Origin of the sequence: Agromyces sp. Marseille-P2726, from assembly GCF_902809835.1 — a bacterium.
Lineage (GTDB): Bacteria > Actinomycetota > Actinomycetes > Actinomycetales > Microbacteriaceae > Agromyces.
Genome location: NZ_CADDWM010000015.1, coordinates 358,752 through 377,622 on the forward strand (window position 1 = coordinate 358,752; position 18,871 = coordinate 377,622).

The following is an 18,871-nucleotide window of genomic DNA, read 5'->3' on the forward strand; positions in this document are numbered from 1 at the left end:
GGCGGCCCTCAGAGACGTTCGGCGACGTACTCGGTGAGGTCGACCAAGCGGCTCGAGTAGCCCCACTCGTTGTCGTACCATCCCGACAGCTTCACCTGGTCGCCGATGACGCGGGTCAGGCCGGCGTCGAAGATGCAGGAGTACGGGTCGGACACGATGTCGCTCGAGACGATCTCGTCTTCGGTGTACTTCAGGATGCCCTTGAGCGGACCTTCGGCGGCCGCCTTGTAGGCAGCCTTGACCTCGTCGACCGTGACCGGCCGCGAGGCCGTGACCGTGAGATCGGTGATCGAGCCGGTGGGCACCGGAACGCGCAGCGCGAAGCCGTCGAGCTTGCCGACGAGCTCGGGCAGCACGAGGCCGATCGCCTTCGCCGCCCCGGTGGAGGTGGGCACGATGTTGATCGCCGCGGCCCGGGCGCGTCGCAGGTCCTTGTGGGGGCCGTCCTGCAGGTTCTGGTCGGCGGTGTACGCGTGCACCGTCGTCATGAGGCCCCGCTCGATGCCGAACGCATCGTTGAACACCTTGGCGAGCGGCGCAAGGCAGTTGGTGGTGCAGGATGCGTTCGAGATGATGTTGTGCTTCTCGGGATCGTACGAGTCCTCGTTCACTCCCATCACGAACGTCGCGTCCTCGTCGGTCGCAGGGGCCGAGATGAGCACCTTCTTGGCGCCGGCTTCGAGGTGCTTGCGCGCGTCGGCCGCCTTGGTGAAGAACCCGGTCGACTCGATGACGATGTCGACGCCGAGTTCACCCCAGGGGAGGTTGGCCGGGTCGCGCTCGGCGAATGCCTTGATGGCCTTGCCGTCGACGATGATGTGATCATCGTCGTACTCCACCGTGGCATCGAGGGGGCCTGCGACCGAGTCGAACTTGAGCAGGTGGGCGAGCGTCTTGTTGTCGGTGAGGTCGTTCACCGCGACGATGTCGAGGTCGGCGCCCTGGGCGAGGGCGGCGCGGAAGTAGTTGCGGCCGATGCGGCCGAAGCCGTTGATGCCGATCTTTACAGACACGGAGGTCTCCTGTTCAACGGTGCGCGAACGCGCGATGGCACGGAGTGTGATCGGACGGGGGTGTCCCCGGACAGAACCGGGGACACCATCCGCTACGACAGTAGCAGCAGGCCCGAGGTCCGCTCGCGGGCAGCGGCGAGACGCTGCTGGGCGTTCTCCCAGTTCGCGATGTTCCAGAACGCCTTCACGTAGTCGGCACGCACGTTCTTGTAGTCGAGGTAGTAGGCGTGCTCCCAGACGTCGAGCATGAGGAGCGGCACGAGACCCGCGGGGAGGTTGCCCTGCTGGTCGAAGAACTGCGCGATGATCGGCCGCTGGCCGATGGAGTCCCAGCCGAGCACCGCCCATCCTGAACCCTGCACGCCCAGCGCGGTGGCCGTGAAGTGCGCCTGGAACTTGTCGAAGGACCCGAATGCGTCATCGATCGCGGCGGCGAGCTCGCCGGTCGGCTTGTCGCCCCCGTCGGGCGACATGTTGGTCCAGAAGACCGAGTGGTTGACGTGGCCGCCGAGGTTGAACGCCAGGTCCTTCTCGAGCTTGTTGACATTGGCGAGATTGTCGGAGTCGCGCGCCTCGGCGAGTTGTGCGAGCGCCGTGTTCGCGCCGGTCACGTAGGCCTGGTGGTGCTTCGAGTGGTGCAGCTCCATGATCGTGCCGCTGATCGACGGTTCGAGTGCCGAGTAGTCGTACGGGAGATCGGGAAGGGTGTAGTCAGCCATTGCTTCTCCTTGTCAGATGCCGGGGTGCCGAGCGTCTGCCCGGCGCGGCCGCGGCATTTCCTAGCCTATGCCTGGGGGCAGCGGGCTCGTGCAGGCCTTGACGCCATCAGACGTCGTCGAGGTCGGCGGGCAGGTTCGCCTCGGTTCCGGGCACGCCGAGCTCCACGGCCTTCTTGTCGGCCATCGCGAGCAGTCGACGGATGCGGCCGGCGACGGCGTCTTTCGTCATCGGAGGCTCGGCGTGATGACCGAGCTCGTCGAGACTCGCCTCACGGTGCGCGAGCCGCAGCTCCCCCGCATACCGGAGGTGGTCGGGGATGTCGTCGCCGAGCAGTTCCATCGCGCGTTCGACGCGGGCGCAGGCGGCGACGGCGGCCTGTGCCGATCGGCGGAGGTTGGCGTCGTCGAAGTTCACGAGTCTGTTCGCCGTCGCGCGGACCTCGCGACGCTGACGAAGTTCCTCCCAGTTGCGCACCGTGGCGGTCGCGCCCATCAGCGACAGCATCGCGCTGATGGCCTCGCCGTCGCGGATCACCACGCGGTGCACTCCGCGCACCTCCCTCGCCTTCGCCGAGATGCCGAGCCTGCCCGCGGCGCCGACGAGGGCCATCGCCGTCTCGTTGCCGGGACAGGTGACCTCGAGCGCGGCCGAGCGTCCGGGATCGGTCAGGCTTCCGCGAGCGAGGAACGCCCCGCGCCACACCGCGGCGACATCGTCGCGAGAGCCGGTCGTGAGCTTGTTGGGAAGGCCGCGCACCGGCCGGCGCCGCGCATCGAGCAATCCGGTCTGGCGTGCCAGGGTCTCTCCCCCATCGAGCACCCGCACGAGGTACTGGTTCGAACGTCGGATACCCGACGGGGAGATCACCGAGACATCCGGTCGCACACCGTAGAGCTCCGCGAGGTCGCGGGTCAACCGGCGAGCGATGGTCGGCGAATCGAGCTCGGCCTCGATGGCGATCCGTCCGGAGATGATATGCAGGCCGCCGGCGAATCGGAGCACCGCCGCGAGCTCTGCCGCGCGGACGCTGGTCCTCGAGACCTCGACGCGCGCGAGCTCCTCCTTCACGTCCGCCGTCAACGCCACGTCATAGTCCTCTCCATCGTTGCTCCTCCACGACCGGTCACTCGCGGCCCATATCGCGGTCCTTCACGTTCACGACGACCCCGGGAAGGCGCTCCAGGCGCTCGGCGAGCTCGCGCACGATCGCCACCGAGCGATGCTTGCCCCCGGTGCATCCGATCGCGATGGTCGCGTGTCGCTTGTTCTCACGCTGGTATCCGGCCAGCACCGGTTCCAGGGCCGTCGCATAGGCATCGATGAACTCGTGGGCTCCGGGCTGCTGCAGCACGAAGTCGCTCACGGAGGGATCTTCGCCCGTCAGGTGGCGGAGCTCGGGGACCCAGAACGGGTTCGGCAGGAACCGGCAATCGGCCACGAGGTCGGCGTCGGCCGGGAGCCCGTACTTGAATCCGAAGCTCAGCATCGTGATGCGGAGGCCGGCGTGCCCCTCCTCCGCGAACGTCTCGGTGATGAGCGTCGCCAGTTGGTGGATGTTGAGGTCGGAGGTGTCGATCACGATGTCGCTGGCCTCGCGAAGCTCGGCGAGTCGTGCGCGCTCGGCGCCGATGCCGTCGAGGAGGGTGCCGTTGCCCTGCAGCGGATGTGGGCGGCGTACCGATTCGAAGCGGCGCACGAGGACCGCGTCGGTCGCGTCGAGGAAGACGACGCGCACGTTGAGCCCGGTACGGAGGGCCTGGATGATGTCGCGAAGCTCTGAGAAGAAGTCGCCACCGCGCACGTCGACCACGGCGGCGATCCGCGGAAGCGACGCTCCGGCTCGCTCGACGAGTTCGACGAGCGGGCGGAGCATCTGTGGGGGCAGGTTGTCGACGACGTACCAGCCGAGGTCTTCGAGGGCGTTGGCGACCGTGGTGCGCCCGGCCCCGGACATCCCGGTGACGATGAGCATCTCCTGCTGTTCAGCTTCGGCCGCCATCGTCTCGCACCCCCTTCCGCACGTCGACTTCCCAGCCTACCGGGGCGCCGACACGCCGTCGGCGTGGAGGTGGGTGTGCACCGTGGCCGCGAGGGTGGGGCCGATGCCCTTCACTTCGGCGATATCGGACAGGCTGGCGGCTCGCAGCCGCCTCACCGAGCCGAAGTGCCTCAGCAGCTCTTTCACCCGCGCCGGCCCGAGTCCGGGGACCTCGGACAGCACGGTGCCGATGTCGCGCTTTCGGCGCTGCCGCTGGTGGGTGATCGCGAACCGATGCGCCTCATCGCGGATGCGCTGGAAGAGGAACAGTGCGTCGCTGTTGCGGGGAAGGATGACCGGGAAGTCGGCGTCGGGGGTCCAGATCTCCTCGAGCCGCTTCGCGATGCCGCACAGGTAGATGCCCTGCACGCCGGATTCTTCGAGGGCGCGCGCCGCCGCGGCGACCTGCGGCCGGCCGCCGTCGACGACGAGCAGATTGGGGCGATACGCGAACTTGCGCCGCCGCTCGGGGGTCACCGCGGCATCGGGCACCTCGCTGCTACCGCCGACCGGCACCTCGCTGTCACCGCCGACCGGCGCCTCGTCATCACCGCCGGTTCGCAGGTCGCCGGATGTCGCGTCGACCTCGGGACGGGCAAGGTACGCCAGCCGGCGGGTCAGCACCTGGCGGATGGAGTCGGTGTCGTCGGTCGAGCTCGGGATGGTGAAGCGCCGGTATTCGTCTTTGCGCGCCAGTCCGTCTTCGAAGACCACCATGGAGGCGACGATGTTCGTGCCGCTGAGATGGGAGACGTCGAAGCACTCGATCCGCAAGGGCGCCTCCGCCATGCCGAGCGCCTCCTGGATGTCTTCCAGCGCCTGGGACCGCGTGGTGAAGTCGGCGCTGCGACGGGTCTTGTAGAGCATGAGCGCTTGCTTGGCGTTCTGTGTCGCGGTGGCGAGCAGTTGCGCCTTGGCCCCGCGCTGCGCGACGCGGACGCGGACGTTGCGGCCCGCGAGACCGCCGAGCCACGTCTCGAGTGCTTCGGCATCGTCGGGCAGCTCGGGCACGACCACCTCGCGGGCCGACGTCAGGTCGTCGCCGTAGGCGTTCTCGACCACGAAGCCGATCAGCTCGCCGAGCGGCACGTCGAGCTCCTTGTCGACCGTCCAGGATCGTTCGCCTCGGATTCGGCCGCCGCGAACCATGAACAGGTGCACCGCAGCGGCGAGCTCGTCATGCTCGATGCCGAACACGTCGAGGTCGACGCGATCGCCGAGCACCACGGCGCTCTTCTCGAAGAACGCGGTGGCAGCCTGCAACTGGTCGCGCTTGCGGGCGGCCGTCTCATAGTCCTGCACCTCGGCGGCACCGCGCATCTCCCGTTCGAGGTCGCGCATGATCCGCGGGTCCTGGTTCTGCATGAACGCGACGAACCGATCGACGTTCGCCCGGTGCCCCTCGATCGTGACCTTGCCCGAGCACGGTCCGAAGCAGCGGCCGATCTGGCCGGCGAAGCACGGCTTTCCTGTGGCCATCGCACGCCGGTAGTCGCTGTCTTTGCAGGTGCGGATCGGGAAGAGCTTGATCAGGATCTCGAGCATGTCGGTCACGGCCCACATCTTGGGATACGGCCCGAAGTAGCGGGCGCCGGGGATGCCCCGCTTGCGGGACACCATCGCTCGCGGCGCCTCGTCGGCGAGCGTCACGACGAGGTACGGATACGACTTGTCATCCTTGAAGCGCACGTTGAACGGCGGCTTCAGCTCATTGATCCAGGTGATCTCGAGGTTGAGCGCCTCGACGTCGCTCGCGACGACGGTCCACTCGACGGATGCCGCGCTGAGCACCATTCGGCGGGTGCGCTCGTGCAGGCTGGAAAGCGGCGCGAAGTAGTTCGACAGCCGCGCCCTGAGGTTCTTCGCCTTGCCGACGTAGAGCACGCGCCCATCGGCGTCGAGGAACCGGTAGACGCCGGGGGCGGTGGGGATCTCGCCGGCCTTCGGGCGGTACGGGACGCCCTCGTTCTTCGACAGCGCGGTGCTCATCTGGTCAGCTGGCGACCTCGGCGCGCACCGAGGTCGCCTCGAGGAACTCCCGGAGGAAATACCCGGTGTGGCTGCCCGAGACACGCGCGACCTGCTCGGGCGTGCCGGCCGCGACCACCTGGCCGCCTCCGGACCCGCCCTCGGGGCCGAGGTCGATGACCCAGTCGGCCGACTTGATGACGTCGAGGTTGTGCTCGATGACGATGACGGTGTTGCCCTTCTCGACGAGCTTGTCGAGCACCTTCAGCAGCTTTCGGACGTCTTCGTAGTGCAGGCCCGTGGTCGGCTCGTCGAGCACGTAGACGCTGCGGCCGCTGGAGCGGCGCTGCAGCTCGGTTGCGAGCTTCACGCGCTGGGCCTCGCCTCCTGAGAGGGTCGTCGCGCTCTGGCCGAGCTGCACGTAGCCGAGTCCGACATCGACCAGCGTCTTCAGGTACCGATGGATCGCGGAGATCGGCTCGAAGAACTCGGCGGCCTCGCTGATCGGCATCTCGAGCACCTCGGCGATGTTCTTGCCCTTGTAGTGCACCTGCAGCGTCTCGTGGTTGTATCGCTTGCCGCCGCACACCTCGCAGGCCACATACACGTCGGGAAGGAAGTTCATCTCGATCTTGATGGTGCCGTCACCGGAGCATGCCTCGCATCGACCGCCCTTGACGTTGAAGCTGAATCGTCCGGGAAGGTAGCCGCGCGCCTTCGCCTCGGTCGTCTCGGAGAAGAGGGTGCGGATGCGGTCGAAGACCCCCGTGTACGTGGCGGGGTTCGATCGCGGGGTGCGACCGATCGGAGCCTGGTCGACGTGCACGACCTTGTCGAGCTCGTCGGTGCCGGTGACCCGACGATGCCGGCCGGCCACCTTGCGGGCGCCGTTCAGGCGATTCGCCAGCACGCGATAGAGGATGTCGTTCACGAGCGACGACTTGCCCGATCCGCTCACACCGGTCACGGCGGTGAAGGTGCCGAGCGGAAAGTCGACATCGATGGCCCGGAGGTTGTTCGCCTCGGCTCCCTGGACGGAGATCACCCGTCGAGGATCGACGGGCCGTCGCCGCGACGGCATCGTGATCTCTTTGCGACCCGACAGGTAGTCACCCGTCAGCGAACGGGTGTTCTTCAGCAGATCTGCGTACACGCCCGAGTGGACGACCGTGCCGCCGTTCACACCCGCGCCCGGCCCGATATCGACGATCCAGTCCGCCGTGCGGATGGTATCCTCGTCGTGCTCCACCACGATCAGCGTGTTGCCGAGGTCGCGAAGGGCGAGGAGCGTGTCGATGAGCCGACGATTGTCGCGCTGGTGAAGACCGATGCTCGGCTCGTCGAGCACGTAGAGCACCCCGGTCAGGCCCGACCCGATCTGCGTGGCCAGCCGGATGCGCTGCGCCTCACCGCCGGAGAGGGTCGCCGCGGCGCGCGACAGGTCGAGGTAGCTGAGGCCCACTCGGATGAGGAAGTCGAGCCTGACCTTGATCTCTCGGAGGACCTGGGCCGCGATGGCCTGCTCGCGGTCGGTGAGCTCGAGCCGGTCCATGAAGGCCCGGGCCTCGGTGAGGCTGAGCAGCCCGACGTCGGCGATGCTGTGGTCGTGGATGAGCACCGAGAGCACCTCGGGCTTCAGCCGCTTGCCGTCGCACACCGGGCAGGGTACCTCGCGCAGGTATTCCGCCCAGCGGGCGCGCTGCACGTCGGTCTCGGCCTGGACGTACTGCCGCTCGATGTAGGGCACGACACCCTCGAAGCCCGAGGTGTAGCTCATCTCACGGCCGTAACGGTTGCGCCAGCGAACCTTGACCTCGAAGTTGTCGCCGCGAAGCACCGCGTTGCGGGCGACGGCATCGAGTTCGTGCCAGGGGGTGTCGAGCGAGAAGCCGAGATCACGGGCAAGGCCGTCGAGCAGCTTCTCGTAGTAGTTGTACAGGCTCTTGCCCTGCGACGTCCACGGCAGGATGACGCCCTCGGAGATGCTCAGCGACGGATCGCCCAGCAGCAGCGACTCGTCGACCGACATGCGCGTGCCGAGGCCGGAGCACTCGGGGCACGCACCGAACGGCGCATTGAACGAGAAGGTGCGCGGCTCGATCTCGGAGAGCTGGATGGGGTGCTGGTTGGGGCACGACAGTTTCTCGGAGAACGTCGCCCACGCGTCGGGCCCGGCCTCGTCGACGAAGTTCACCTGCACGAGACCATCGGTGAGTCGGAGCGCCGTCTCGAGCGAGTCGGTGAGCCGGCCGAGCAGGTCGGGACCGGCGACGAGCCGGTCGATGACGACCGAGATGTCGTGCTTGACCTGCTTCTTCAGGACCGGCGGCTCATCGAGCCGGATGACCTCGCCGTCGACGACCGCACGCGAGTACCCGCCGGCAGCGAGCTCGCGGAACAGGTCGACGAACTCGCCCTTCTTCTTGGAGACGACCGGGCTGAGCACCTGGTACCGGGTGCCCTCGGGCAGCTCCATGAGCTGGTCGGCGATCTGCTGCACGGTCTGACGCTGGATGCGCTCGCCGCACACCGGGCAGTGCGGAACGCCGATGCGCGCCCAGAGCAGCCGCATGTAGTCGTAGATCTCGGTGATCGTGCCGACCGTCGATCGAGGGTTGCGGTTGGTCGACTTCTGGTCGATCGAGACGGCCGGGCTCAGGCCCTCGATGAAGTCGACATCGGGTCGATCGACCTGGCCGAGGAACTGCCGTGCGTAGGCGGACAGGGATTCGACGTAGCGCCGCTGGCCTTCGGCGAAGATCGTGTCGAATGCCAGTGAGGACTTTCCGGAGCCGGAAAGGCCGGTGAACACGACGAGCGCGTCGCGCGGGATCTCGACATCGACGTTGTGCAGATTGTGCACGCGAGCGCCGCGGACGCTCAGGCGCGGGTGGGTATCGAGACGTGAAACTGGCACCCTACGAGTCTAGGGACCGCCACCGACACCGCGGCTGGGATCAGACGCGCTCACAGCGAACATACGTTCGAAGCGCTCAGGTGAGATGCCCCGCCCGCTCCATCTGCCGAAGCTCGCGCTTCAGGTCGGCGACCTCGTCGCGCAGTCGCGCCGCCAACTCGAACTTGAGTTCACCCGCCGCCTCGAGCATCTGCTCGTTCAGGTCGCGAATGAGTTCCTCGAGGTCGTTCGCACCGGCGGCCGCGATTCCCTCACGCCGAAGGTTCGGGACGGGGGCCTTCTTCGGCCCGTCACGACCGGCGAGCAGAGCGGCGGTGTCGGCCTCCTCCCGTGCGAGCACCTCGGTGATGTCGGCGATGCGCTTGCGCAGCGGCTGCGGATCGATGCCGTTGGCCTGGTTGTATTCGATCTGCTTCGCCCGCCGACGCGTGGTCTCTTCGATCGCCGCCTGCATCGATTCGGTGAGCACGTCGGCGTACATGTGCACTTCGCCCGAGACGTTTCGCGCTGCGCGCCCGATCGTCTGGATGAGCGAGGTCGACGAGCGCAGGAACCCCTCTTTGTCGGCGTCGAGGATCGCGACGAGCGAGACCTCGGGAAGGTCGAGGCCCTCGCGCAGCAGGTTGATGCCGACGAGCACGTCGTAGACGCCCGACCGGAGTTCGGTGAGCAGTTCGACCCGTCGCAGGGTGTCGACGTCGGAGTGGAGATATCGGACGCGCACTCCGGCTTCGGTGAGGAAGTCGGTGAGCTCCTCGGCCATTCGCTTCGTGAGCGTGGTGACGAGGACCCGCTCGTCACGCTCGGTGCGTCGGTGGATCTCATCGAGCAGGTCGTCGATCTGGCCCTTCGAGGGCTTCACGACGATCTGCGGATCGACGAGGCCCGTCGGTCGGATGATCTGCTCGACGACGCCGTCGGCGATCGACATCTCGTAGCGGCCCGGAGTCGCGGAGAGGTAGACGGTCTGGCCGACCCGGTCCTTGAACTCGTCCCACTTGAGCGGTCGGTTGTCGAGCGCGCTCGGCAACCGGAACCCGTGCTCGACCAGGGTGCGCTTGCGCGACGAGTCTCCTTCGTACATCGCGCCGATCTGCGGAACGGTGACGTGCGACTCGTCGATGACCACCAGGTAGTCGTCGGGGAAGTAGTCGAGGAGGCAGTGCGGGGGCTCTCCTTCGGCTCGCCCGTCGATGTGCCGGGAGTAGTTCTCGATGCCCGAGCAGAAGCCGATCTGCTCCATCATCTCGAGGTCGAATGTGGTGCGCATGCGGAGCCGCTGCGCCTCGAGCAGCTTGCCCTCTCGCTCGAGCTCGGCGAGGCGCTCGTCGAGCTCGTCGCGAATGGTGCCGATCGCGCGCTGCATCACGTCGGTGCTGGCGACGTAGTGGGAGCCGGGGAACACCGGGATCGCGTCGAGTTTCGCGACGACCTGACCGGTGAGCGGGTGCAGGCTGTAGAGCGCCTCGATCTCGTCGCCGAACATCTCGATGCGGATCGCGAGCTCTTCGTACACGGGAATGATCTCGATCGTGTCGCCGCGGACACGGAACGTTCCCCGGGAGAACGCGAGGTCGTTGCGCTGGTACTGCATCGACACGAACTTGCGGATGAGCCAGTCGCGGTCGACGCGCTGGCCCACCTGCAGGGGCATCATCGCCCCGAGGTACTCTTCGGGGGTGCCCAATCCGTAGATGCACGAGACCGTGGAGACCACGACGACGTCGCGCCGACTGAGCAACGAGTTGGTGGTCGAGTGACGCAGCCGTTCGACCTCGGCGTTGATCGACGAGTCCTTCTCGATGAAGGTGTCGGTCTGCGGCACATAGGCCTCGGGCTGGTAGTAGTCGTAGTACGAGACGAAGTACTCCACCGCGTTGTTGGGCATCAGTTCGCGGAACTCGTTGGCGAGCTGCGCGGCGAGCGTCTTGTTGTGCGCGAGCACGAGGGTCGGCCGCTGGACCTGCTCGATGAGCCAGGCCGTGGTGGCCGACTTTCCGGTACCGGTGGCACCGAGGAGCACGACGTCGGTCTCGCCCGCGTTGACGCGAGCGGCGAGCTCGGCGATCGCCTGGGGCTGATCACCGCTCGGTTCGTACTCGCTCACGACCTCGAACGGTCGCACGGAACGCGTCGCTTGCATGACTTCCAGTCTAGAAGCGACCACCGACACTACTTCCGGGCTCGCTCCCGGACGATTCGGTGCCAGAGCGCATCGGTCTGGCTCATCGTGTGGGCCATCGATCCGTCGGTGTCGATGACGACGTCGGCGACCGCACGCCGCTCCGCGTCGTCGACCTGGGCGTCGACGCGTGCCTCGGCGTGGCCGGGATCGAACCCTCGCTCCTCCACGAGTCGCTTCACCTGCGTGCGGCGAGGTGCACTCGTCACCACGATGAGGTCGAAGGGGTGATCCACGGATGCCTCGACGAGCAGCGGCACGTCGTAGACCACCACCGCATCGCGGTCTTCCCGCTGCGCCTTCTCGAAGAGCTTGGCGGAGAACTCCCGCACCGCGGGATGCACGATCGCGTTGAGCTTCTCGCGCGCGTCGGCATCGTTGAACACCAGCTCGCCGAGCTTCGGACGGTCGAGCGTGCCGTCGCGTCGGACGACACCCGGGCCGAACTCCTCGACGATCGCCGTGTACGCCGGCTTCCCTGGTTCCACCACCCGTCGAGCGAGCTCGTCGGCATCGATGTGCACCGCTCCATGTTCGACGAGGCGACGGGCGACGGTCGATTTGCCGGAGGCGATGCCACCGGTGAGGCCGATCAGATACACGCCGTCCACTCTATCCGTGCGACACTCGAGCGGACGGCCATGGAGGTGCGATGCTCGAACTGCTGACCGGCACCGGGCTCGCGCTCGCGGCGGGATTGAACGCGTGGATTCCGCTCCTGGTCGTCGGCGCACTCGACCGGTTCACCGGACTCATCGAGCTCCCATCCTCGTGGGCGTGACTCGCGAACGAGTGGGTCCTGCTCATCCTCCTCGTGCTCCTCGTGCTGGAGTTCATCGCCGACAAGATTCCCGGCGTCGACACGGTGAACGATCTCGTCCAGACGGTGGTACGGCCGACGTCGGGCGGACTGGTGTTCACGTCGGGCGTGGGCGCGACGACCGCTGCGGTGACGGACCCCGAGACGTTCTTCACCTCGCACCAGTGGGTGCCGGTGACGATCGGCGTGGGCCTCGCTCTCGTCGTTCACCTCTTGAAGGCGGCAGCCCGACCGATCCTCAACGCTGCGACCGGCGGGGTCGGTGCACCGGTCGCCAGCGCGGCAGAGGATGCCGGCAGCTTCGCCCTGGCTTTCGCCGCAATCCTCGCTCCGGTGCTCGTGCTCGTCGGGATCGCGGCCCTCGCCGTCCTCATCGTGGTATTAGTGCGTCGGCGTCAGGCGAGACGTGCGCGGCCCACGCATCCACCGGACTCGGCCCGAGGCTGACCCCGATCCCCGGTGCCGCACCGACGAAAGGCCGGCCCCGAGAGGCCGGCCTTTCGTGTGGTGGTGTCGCGATCAGTTGCTCGAGAGCTTCTCGCGCAGTGCCGCGAGCGACGCATCGTCGGCGAGCGTGCCGGTACCGGCCGACTCGCTCGAGAACGAGGACGCGCCCGACCCGAACGAGTCGTCGGCGGCCGCAGCCGCATTCGCCTGGGCGACCTGCTTCTTGTGCGCCTCCCAACGAGCCTGGGCGGCAGCATAGTCCTGCTCCCACTTCTCGCGCTGGGCCTCGAAGCCCTCGCGCCACTCGTTCGTCTCGGGGTCGAAGCCCTCGGGGTACTTGTAGTTGCCCTGCTCGTCGTACTCGGTGAGCATGCCGTAGAGCGCCGGGTCGAACTCGGTCCCCTCGGGGTCGACGCCCTCGTTCGCCTGCTTGAGCGACAGCGAGATGCGGCGACGCTCGAGGTCGATGTCGATGACCTTGACGAAGACCTCTTCGCCCACCGACACGACCTGCTCTGCGAGCTCGACGTGCTTGCCCGAGAGCTCGGAGATGTGCACGAGGCCCTCGATGCCGTCGGCGACGCGCACGAACGCGCCGAACGGAACGAGCTTCGTGACCTTGCCCGGCGCGACCTGGCCGATCGCGTGCGTGCGGGCGAAGACCTGCCATGGGTCCTCCTGCGTCGCCTTCAGCGACAGGGAGACGCGCTCGCGGTCGAGCTCGACGGAGAGCACCTCGACGGTGACCTCCTGGCCGACCTCGACGACCTCGCTGGCGTGCTCGATGTGCTTCCACGAGAGCTCGGAGACGTGGACGAGACCGTCGACGCCACCGAGGTCGACGAACGCACCGAAGTTGACGATCGACGAGATGACGCCCTTGCGGATCTGGCCCGGGTGGAGGTTGGCGAGGAACGTCGAACGCGACTCGGACTGCGTCTGCTCGAGCAGGGCGCGACGCGAGAGCACGACGTTGTTGCGGTTCTTGTCGAGCTCGAGGATCTTCGCCTCGATCTCCTGGCCGAGGTACGGCGTGAGGTCGCGAACGCGGCGGAGTTCGATGAGCGATGCGGGGAGGAAGCCACGAAGGCCGATGTCGACGATCAGGCCGCCCTTGACGACCTCGATGACCGTACCGGTCACGACGCCGTCGGCCTCCTTGATCTTCTCGACGTCACCCCAGGCGCGCTCGTACTGGGCGCGCTTCTTCGACAGGATGAGCCGGCCTTCCTTGTCCTCCTTCTGGAGAACGAGGGCCTCGACGGTGTCACCGACGCCGACGACCTCGCTGGGGTCGACATCGTGCTTGATGGAGAGCTCGCGGGAGGGGATCACACCCTCGGTCTTGTAACCGACGTCGAGGAGGACCTCGTCGCGGTCGATCTTCACCACGGTGCCCTCGATCAGGTCGCCGTCGTTGAAGAACTTCAGGGTCTTCTCGACCGCGGCGAGGAAATCGTCAGCAGATCCGATGTCGTTGATCGCGACCTGCTTGGGCGCCTTGGTCGTTGCGGTTGTCATGTAGTGGATGCTCCGTAAAGGACAGAATCGAGCCCGTCGCGAGGTAGAGCGAGTGTTGTTCCGCGACGGGCATGCGGACAGGGATGTCACACGCGTGACGCTCCATCCTATCCGCAGCCAGGTGCCTGCCGCAATCCGAGCAACGCTGGTGCCGGCGTCATCCGGGCGGCGCCAGCGCATCGATCCGCGCGTCGAAGGTCATGTCCCGCGTCGCACGATAGTTCAGGTGAACCGATGCCGCGACGGTGTTGGCGCCGTCGCGCAGTGCTGAACTCGGGATCGCCACGGTGACCTGCGGCGCGACCGCGGTCCGCGGCGCGGCCGTGGCGTACGATCCGGCGCTCAAGGTACCGCTGGGCATGTTCCGGCGCGCGATCTCGACGCCGTTGACGTAGACGACGATGCCGTCGTCCGCTCGCGTCGTGAGCGTGATGCCCGACAGTGCGTCGGCGTCACCCACCGTGAACGTGTGCCGGAACTGTGCACTCAGCGGGCGGTTCGAAGTGGGCGGGGGCACGTCGACGACCGTGATGATGCCGGTCGCGCCGAAGCCGAAGAGGGCTCTGCCGGTGTTCCAGCCGGGATCGTCGAACGTCGGTGTGGTCCACCCCGTCGGCCACGGGCCGCTGCGGTACTGCCAGCGCCACTGGCTTCCGTTCTCGAGCAGGACGACGGGCACCGGCTCGGAGGGGGTCGGATCGGTCGTCACCTCGACCGTCGCCTCCGTGGATGCGAGTCCGGTCGAACCGACCGCCGTGAGGCCGTACGTGTACGTCGTCGCCGGCGAGACGTCGTCGTCGGTCGTCGCCGTCGTCGCGCCGGGCAGCGTCGCCACGGTGTCCCCGTCGCGCGTGAGGATCCAGCTCTCCACCGGAGTCGCGTCACCCGGTTGCCAGGCGAGAGCGACTTCGTCGTGCGTGCTGTCCGCGGTCAGCGTCGGCGTTGCCGGAGCGGCGGGCTCCGTCTCGCCGACGCGCGTTCCGACGAGCACCAGCTCGAACGAGGCATCCGTCGTGGCCCGGTAGTTCAGGTGGGTGGACGCGGCGATGGTATTGACTCCGTCGTGGAGGAGCCCGGGGGGCACGCTGAACTCCGTCGGAGTCGCGGTGGCAGCCGAGGTCCTGGGTGCCGCGGTGGCGTAGGTGCCGGGCCCGACGGTGCCCGCCGGCATGTTGGACCGGCCGACCTCGACGCCGTTGACATGCACCACCACGCCGTCGTCCGCGCGCGTTACCACCTTGGCGTCGACGAGTTCGGCTGCATCCCCCACGTCGATGCGATGTCGGAACAGCATGCTCAGGGGGCGGTTGGAGGTGGGAGCCGGCTTGTCGATGACCGTGACGATGCCGGTCGAACCTCGTCCGAGCGGTGCGGTTCCCTCGGACCACGACGTGTCGTCGAAGGTCTCGCCGTTCCAGCCGACGGGCCAGGCGCCGCTCTCGTAACGCCAACTCCACGATGAACCCCCGGGAAGGAGCACCACCGGTTCGCCGCCGGGGGGCGAGTGCATGTCATAGGAGAGGGTGAAGCGGCTGCTCGCGTCGTTCTCCATCTGCTGGAGGAACGGCGAATACGTGTAGGCCTCGATGGTGTCGGTCGACGGATGGAACGTGTAGTAGCGCACCCCCCCGTCCCCGCCGTTGGCGCGGTCCTGGTAGTCGCTGAGGATCTGGTGCACCGGCTGCCCACAGGCGTTCGGGTCGGTGCGTCGCGCCTCGCCCAGGTCGCCGTCATGCCAGTGGCCGTTCACCACCATGAAGATGTTGCAGTTGCGGTAGACGAGTTCGTTCCAGACGTCGTTGGCCGACTTGGGAACGGTGTCCGTGCGGATCACGGTGTTCGAGCGGTTCCCCGAGGTCGTGATGAATCCGTGCGTCGCGAGGATGACGCGGCGATCGGGATGCGCGTCGATCACGCGCTGGGCCCACGCCAGGGAGTACGCGGGTGACTCGAATTCGAGGTTCAGGATCAGCAGCTCGAGCCCGCCGACGTCGAGCAGGGCGTAGTTGTCCTTGTTCTTGCGGTCGATGCCGTCCGGGCCGAACTGGTTCTGTCCCAGGTAACCGCCGTAGCGCACGGTGGCCGAGTTCCAGGAGGCGCCGGAGTACCGGCTGGGCGGGAAGTACGTGTCGTAGGTGCTCGACGCCCCGGTCGTGATGTCGAGGTCGTGATTTCCGGGGAGCACCGAGCTCGGGATGCCTGCCGCGTCGAGGATCGCCATCGATGTGCTTGCGCGGTTCCAGTGGTTGACGTTCGGCCAGGACTCGACGAGATCGCCAACGTGGATCGCGAATCGAAGGTCGAGGTCATCGGCCTGGTCGACGAGCCACTGGGCCTGCTGGTCGAAGATCGCCGGATTGCCACCGGTCATCGTGTATCCCTGCGTGTCAGGGATGACGGCGACGGTGAAGTCCTCCTCCGCGGCCGCCACAGGGTCGACCGGAAGCAGCATGAGCGCGGCGATCGAGGCGGTCAGGGCGATCGACGCCGACGCCATTCGCATCGCTCGAGTGTCGGTTCTCACTCGGATCATCGGAACTGCCAGGGCGAGCCGCGGGCCGGCTCGACACCGCTAGGTCTACGCCCGATCGATCCTCGCCGCCACTCCCCGAACGGGGGCGGTTGCGGCGCGCGGTGTCAACCGAGGAGCGCGTTGCGGAGCGTGTCGAGCCCGACCCCGCCGAGGTCGAGGGCGCGACGATGGAACTCGCGGATGCTGAACGCGTCGCCCTCCCGTCGCGCGGTCTCGTCGCGGAGCTGCTCCCAGATGCGCTGACCGACCTTGTACGACGGCGCCTGGCCGGGCCATCCGAGGTAGCGATTCACTTCGAACCGCACGAAGCCCTCGTTCATGTTCACGTTCTGCCCGAGGAACTCCAATGCATACTCGCCGGTCCAGCGACCCCCGCCGTCGGGTCGTTGCTTGCCGAGGTGAACGCCGATGTCGAGCACGACACGTGCAGCGCGCATGCGCTGGCCGTCGAGCATGCCCAGCCGGTCTGCGGGATCGTCGAGGTAGCCGAGGCCTTGCATGAGGCGCTCGGCATACAGGGCCCAGCCCTCCGCGTGCCCCGAGGTGCCGGCGAGTTGCCGGCGCCAGGTGTTCAGCTTCGCCCGGTTCACAACGGCCTGGCCGATCTGGAGGTGATGCCCCGGCACGCCCTCGTGATACACGGTCGTGAGCTCGCGCCAGGTGTCGAACTCGGTGACACCGGGAGGCACCGACCACCACATGCGACCGGGACGAGTGAAGTCGTCGCTCGGGCCCGTGTAGTAGATACCGCCCTCCTGGGTGGGCGCGATGAGGCACTCGAGTGTGCGGATCTCATCGGGGATGTCGAACTGGGTGCCCGCGAGTTCGGCGACGGCACGATCGCTGGTCTCCTGCATCCATCGCTGCAGCGCATCGGTGCCGTGCAGCTTGCGCGCGGGATCCTCGTCGAGGAAGGCGATCGCCTCGGCGACGACGTCGCCTGCACCCGTGGCAGGTGCCCCACGGAGGATCTCGCGAGCGATGGACTCCTGTTCGGCGACCATGCGCTCGAGCTCTTCGATACCCCACTCGTACGTCTCGTCGAGGTCGATGACGGCGCCGAGGAAGCGGCGGGACTGGAGCGCATAGAGGTCGCGACCCACCGCGTCGGCCTCCCCCGCAGCCGGGAGCAACTCGTTCTCGAGGAAGGCGGCGAGCCGAGCGTACGCGGCGCCGGCGTGCGAGGCTCGACGGGCGAGGTCGCTTCGCAGGGCGTCGGGTACGTCAGCGGGGGCTCCGTTCACGAACTCGGTGAAGAAACCGTCGTCGCGCTCGAGCTTGTGCGCCTGTGCTGCGACTTCACGTACCTGTCGTTTCGCGGGCACGATGTCGCGTTCGATTCCGAGTCGCAGCGTCTCGATGTACCCGTCGATGGCGGCGGGCACCGCGGCGAGGCGTGTCGAGATGGTGGCCCAGTCGTCGACGTCAGCGGTGGCCATCAGGTCGAAGATCTCACGGATCTCTTGCGCGGGACTGGCGATCACGTTGAGGTCGCGAAGCGGCAGGCCCGCCTCGTCCGCTTCGAGCGCGAGCGCCAACTCGCTGCGCAGATCGGCGACGGTCACGCCGTCGATCTCGTCGACGGGGGTCGCGGCGTCGAGCCGGGCGATCGTGTCGCGCATGGCCTCGGCCCTGCGTTCGAGCCCCTCGGGCGAGTAATCACCCAGCTTGGCATCGGCCTCGGCGCGGCCGATGTAGGTGCCGACGGTCGGATCGAGCTCGACGAGGGTGTCGACCCAATCCTCCGCGATGCGGTCGACGTCGGTCGGGTTGCGCGCACTCGAAGACATACGTGCGAGCCTAGGCCAGGCCGACGACCGGGCGCGAGGCGTGACGAGTCGCTCGCCCCGGTCAGCGGATCACCGCTCCGACCAGCGCGGCCAGCGATCGCGCCTCTTCGTCGCAGGCCGGGCAGGTCATCAGGTGGACTCGGAACGCGTCGGGCAGCGGGAGGTTCGAACGCGTCAGCCCATCGATGATGACGTCGAGCTGCTCGAAGCAGTCGTCGCAGGAGAGCCACGGCTCGGTGTTCGCCGTCAGCCGGTCGATCGCCTCGGGAGTCAGTCGTACTCGCTCGTTCATGGATTCACCTCCGTGCTGGTCTCCGCGGGCAGGTAGCCGTGGGCCCGCAAGTGCGCCCGCAGCCGCTTCCGAGCGTCGTGCAGCGTCTTGTACAGCGCGCCGCGGTTCGTTCCGAGCCGTTCGGCGAGCACATCGATGGGTACCTCGTCGACGAGCACGGCGACCGCGACACGCCGTTGGTGGGGGGTCAGCGCCTCGGCCATACCGACCCGCACGGCGTTCGCCAGGTCTCGTCCCTCGGCGAAGGCCTCAGGGGCCGACGTCCTCGTCTCGCTCGGCTCGGGCACGTCATCGAGACGGATCTCGCGGTTGCTCCACGCGGCGCGCCGCACCTCGACACCCGCGTGGAGGATCGCGAACTTGTAGGCCCAGGTCGTGAAACGGCTCCGGCCCTCGAAGGTTCCGAGCCGCGAGAGGACCGACACCGTCGCCTCGTCCGCGGCCGACTGCACGATCTCCTCCCGTCGAGCGGCCCCGAGCGCGCCGGCTTCGGGCATGCGCCCGACCTGGTGGCGCGCCGCGCGGAGCATCAACGCGTGAAGTCGAGCGATGGCGTCATCGCGTACTCGGCCGGCCACCGAGAGGCGGGCGACCCAGTCGTCGGCGGCCGATTCAGCGTCAACCATGAGC

Annotated in this window: 13 protein-coding genes and 1 pseudogene; 1 reads left to right on the forward strand and 13 read right to left on the reverse strand. The window is 67.6% G+C overall.

Annotated elements, in window-relative coordinates; translation table 11 throughout:
• Nucleotides 1–8 precede the first annotated feature (8 nt).
• The 8 genes from gap to coaE all read right to left on the reverse strand — a co-directional run bounded on the left by gap (nt 9) and on the right by coaE (nt 11,440).
• The gene (gap, locus tag HUS56_RS14325; protein ID WP_173924095.1) at nt 9–1,013 is read right to left on the reverse strand and encodes a type I glyceraldehyde-3-phosphate dehydrogenase; all 1,005 of its coding nucleotides are present in this window, start codon (nt 1,011–1,013) and stop codon (nt 9–11) included.
• Between the two features lie 92 nt (nt 1,014–1,105).
• Nucleotides 1,106–1,732 (reverse strand): superoxide dismutase, encoded by a 627-nt coding sequence (locus tag HUS56_RS14330; RefSeq protein ID WP_173924096.1) that lies wholly within the window; start codon nt 1,730–1,732, stop codon nt 1,106–1,108.
• Nucleotides 1,733–1,838: 106 nt separating this feature from the next.
• The gene (whiA, locus tag HUS56_RS14335) at nt 1,839–2,819 is read right to left on the reverse strand and encodes a DNA-binding protein WhiA (protein ID WP_173924097.1); all 981 of its coding nucleotides are present in this window, start codon (nt 2,817–2,819) and stop codon (nt 1,839–1,841) included.
• Between the two features lie 37 nt (nt 2,820–2,856).
• The gene (rapZ, locus tag HUS56_RS14340) at nt 2,857–3,732 is read right to left on the reverse strand and encodes an RNase adapter RapZ (protein ID WP_173924098.1); all 876 of its coding nucleotides are present in this window, start codon (nt 3,730–3,732) and stop codon (nt 2,857–2,859) included.
• Nucleotides 3,733–3,768: 36 nt separating this feature from the next.
• Nucleotides 3,769–5,760 carry an excinuclease ABC subunit UvrC gene (gene uvrC / locus HUS56_RS14345; RefSeq protein WP_173924099.1) on the reverse strand — a complete coding sequence of 664 codons (1,992 nt, stop codon included), beginning with the start codon at nt 5,758–5,760 and terminating at the stop codon, nt 3,769–3,771.
• 4 nt (nt 5,761–5,764) lie between these two features.
• On the reverse strand, nt 5,765–8,656 hold the full coding sequence (gene uvrA / locus HUS56_RS14350) for an excinuclease ABC subunit UvrA (RefSeq protein ID WP_173924100.1): 2,892 nt from the start codon (nt 8,654–8,656) through the stop codon (nt 5,765–5,767).
• Between the two features lie 76 nt (nt 8,657–8,732).
• Nucleotides 8,733–10,799 (reverse strand): excinuclease ABC subunit UvrB, encoded by a 2,067-nt coding sequence (gene uvrB / locus HUS56_RS14355; RefSeq protein WP_173924101.1) that lies wholly within the window; start codon nt 10,797–10,799, stop codon nt 8,733–8,735.
• A gap of 29 nt (nt 10,800–10,828) precedes the next feature.
• Nucleotides 10,829–11,440 (reverse strand): dephospho-CoA kinase, encoded by a 612-nt coding sequence (coaE, locus tag HUS56_RS14360; RefSeq protein WP_173924102.1) that lies wholly within the window; start codon nt 11,438–11,440, stop codon nt 10,829–10,831.
• Between the two features lie 50 nt (nt 11,441–11,490).
• Here coaE and HUS56_RS14365 point away from each other — a divergent pair.
• Nucleotides 11,491–12,105: pseudogene (locus tag HUS56_RS14365) on the forward strand (DUF4126 domain-containing protein).
• A gap of 72 nt (nt 12,106–12,177) precedes the next feature.
• On the opposite strand, the gene rpsA reads toward HUS56_RS14365, so the two are convergent.
• From rpsA to HUS56_RS14390, 5 genes are all read right to left on the reverse strand, one after another.
• The gene (gene rpsA / locus HUS56_RS14370) at nt 12,178–13,626 is read right to left on the reverse strand and encodes a 30S ribosomal protein S1 (RefSeq protein WP_173924103.1); all 1,449 of its coding nucleotides are present in this window, start codon (nt 13,624–13,626) and stop codon (nt 12,178–12,180) included.
• A gap of 157 nt (nt 13,627–13,783) precedes the next feature.
• A complete protein-coding gene (locus HUS56_RS14375; RefSeq protein WP_173924104.1) occupies nt 13,784–16,129 on the reverse strand; it encodes a metallophosphoesterase in 2,346 nt (781 codons plus the stop codon).
• Nucleotides 16,130–16,263: 134 nt separating this feature from the next.
• Nucleotides 16,264–17,949 (reverse strand): DUF885 domain-containing protein, encoded by a 1,686-nt coding sequence (locus HUS56_RS14380; protein ID WP_173924105.1) that lies wholly within the window; start codon nt 17,947–17,949, stop codon nt 16,264–16,266.
• 61 nt (nt 17,950–18,010) lie between these two features.
• The gene (locus HUS56_RS14385) at nt 18,011–18,241 is read right to left on the reverse strand and encodes a hypothetical protein (protein ID WP_173924106.1); all 231 of its coding nucleotides are present in this window, start codon (nt 18,239–18,241) and stop codon (nt 18,011–18,013) included.
• Entirely contained in the window at nt 18,238–18,867 is a 630-nt protein-coding gene (locus tag HUS56_RS14390) for an RNA polymerase sigma factor (protein WP_173924107.1), read from the reverse strand. Before HUS56_RS14390 ends, HUS56_RS14385 begins: the two co-directional genes overlap by 4 nt.
• Nucleotides 18,868–18,871 lie beyond the last annotated feature (4 nt).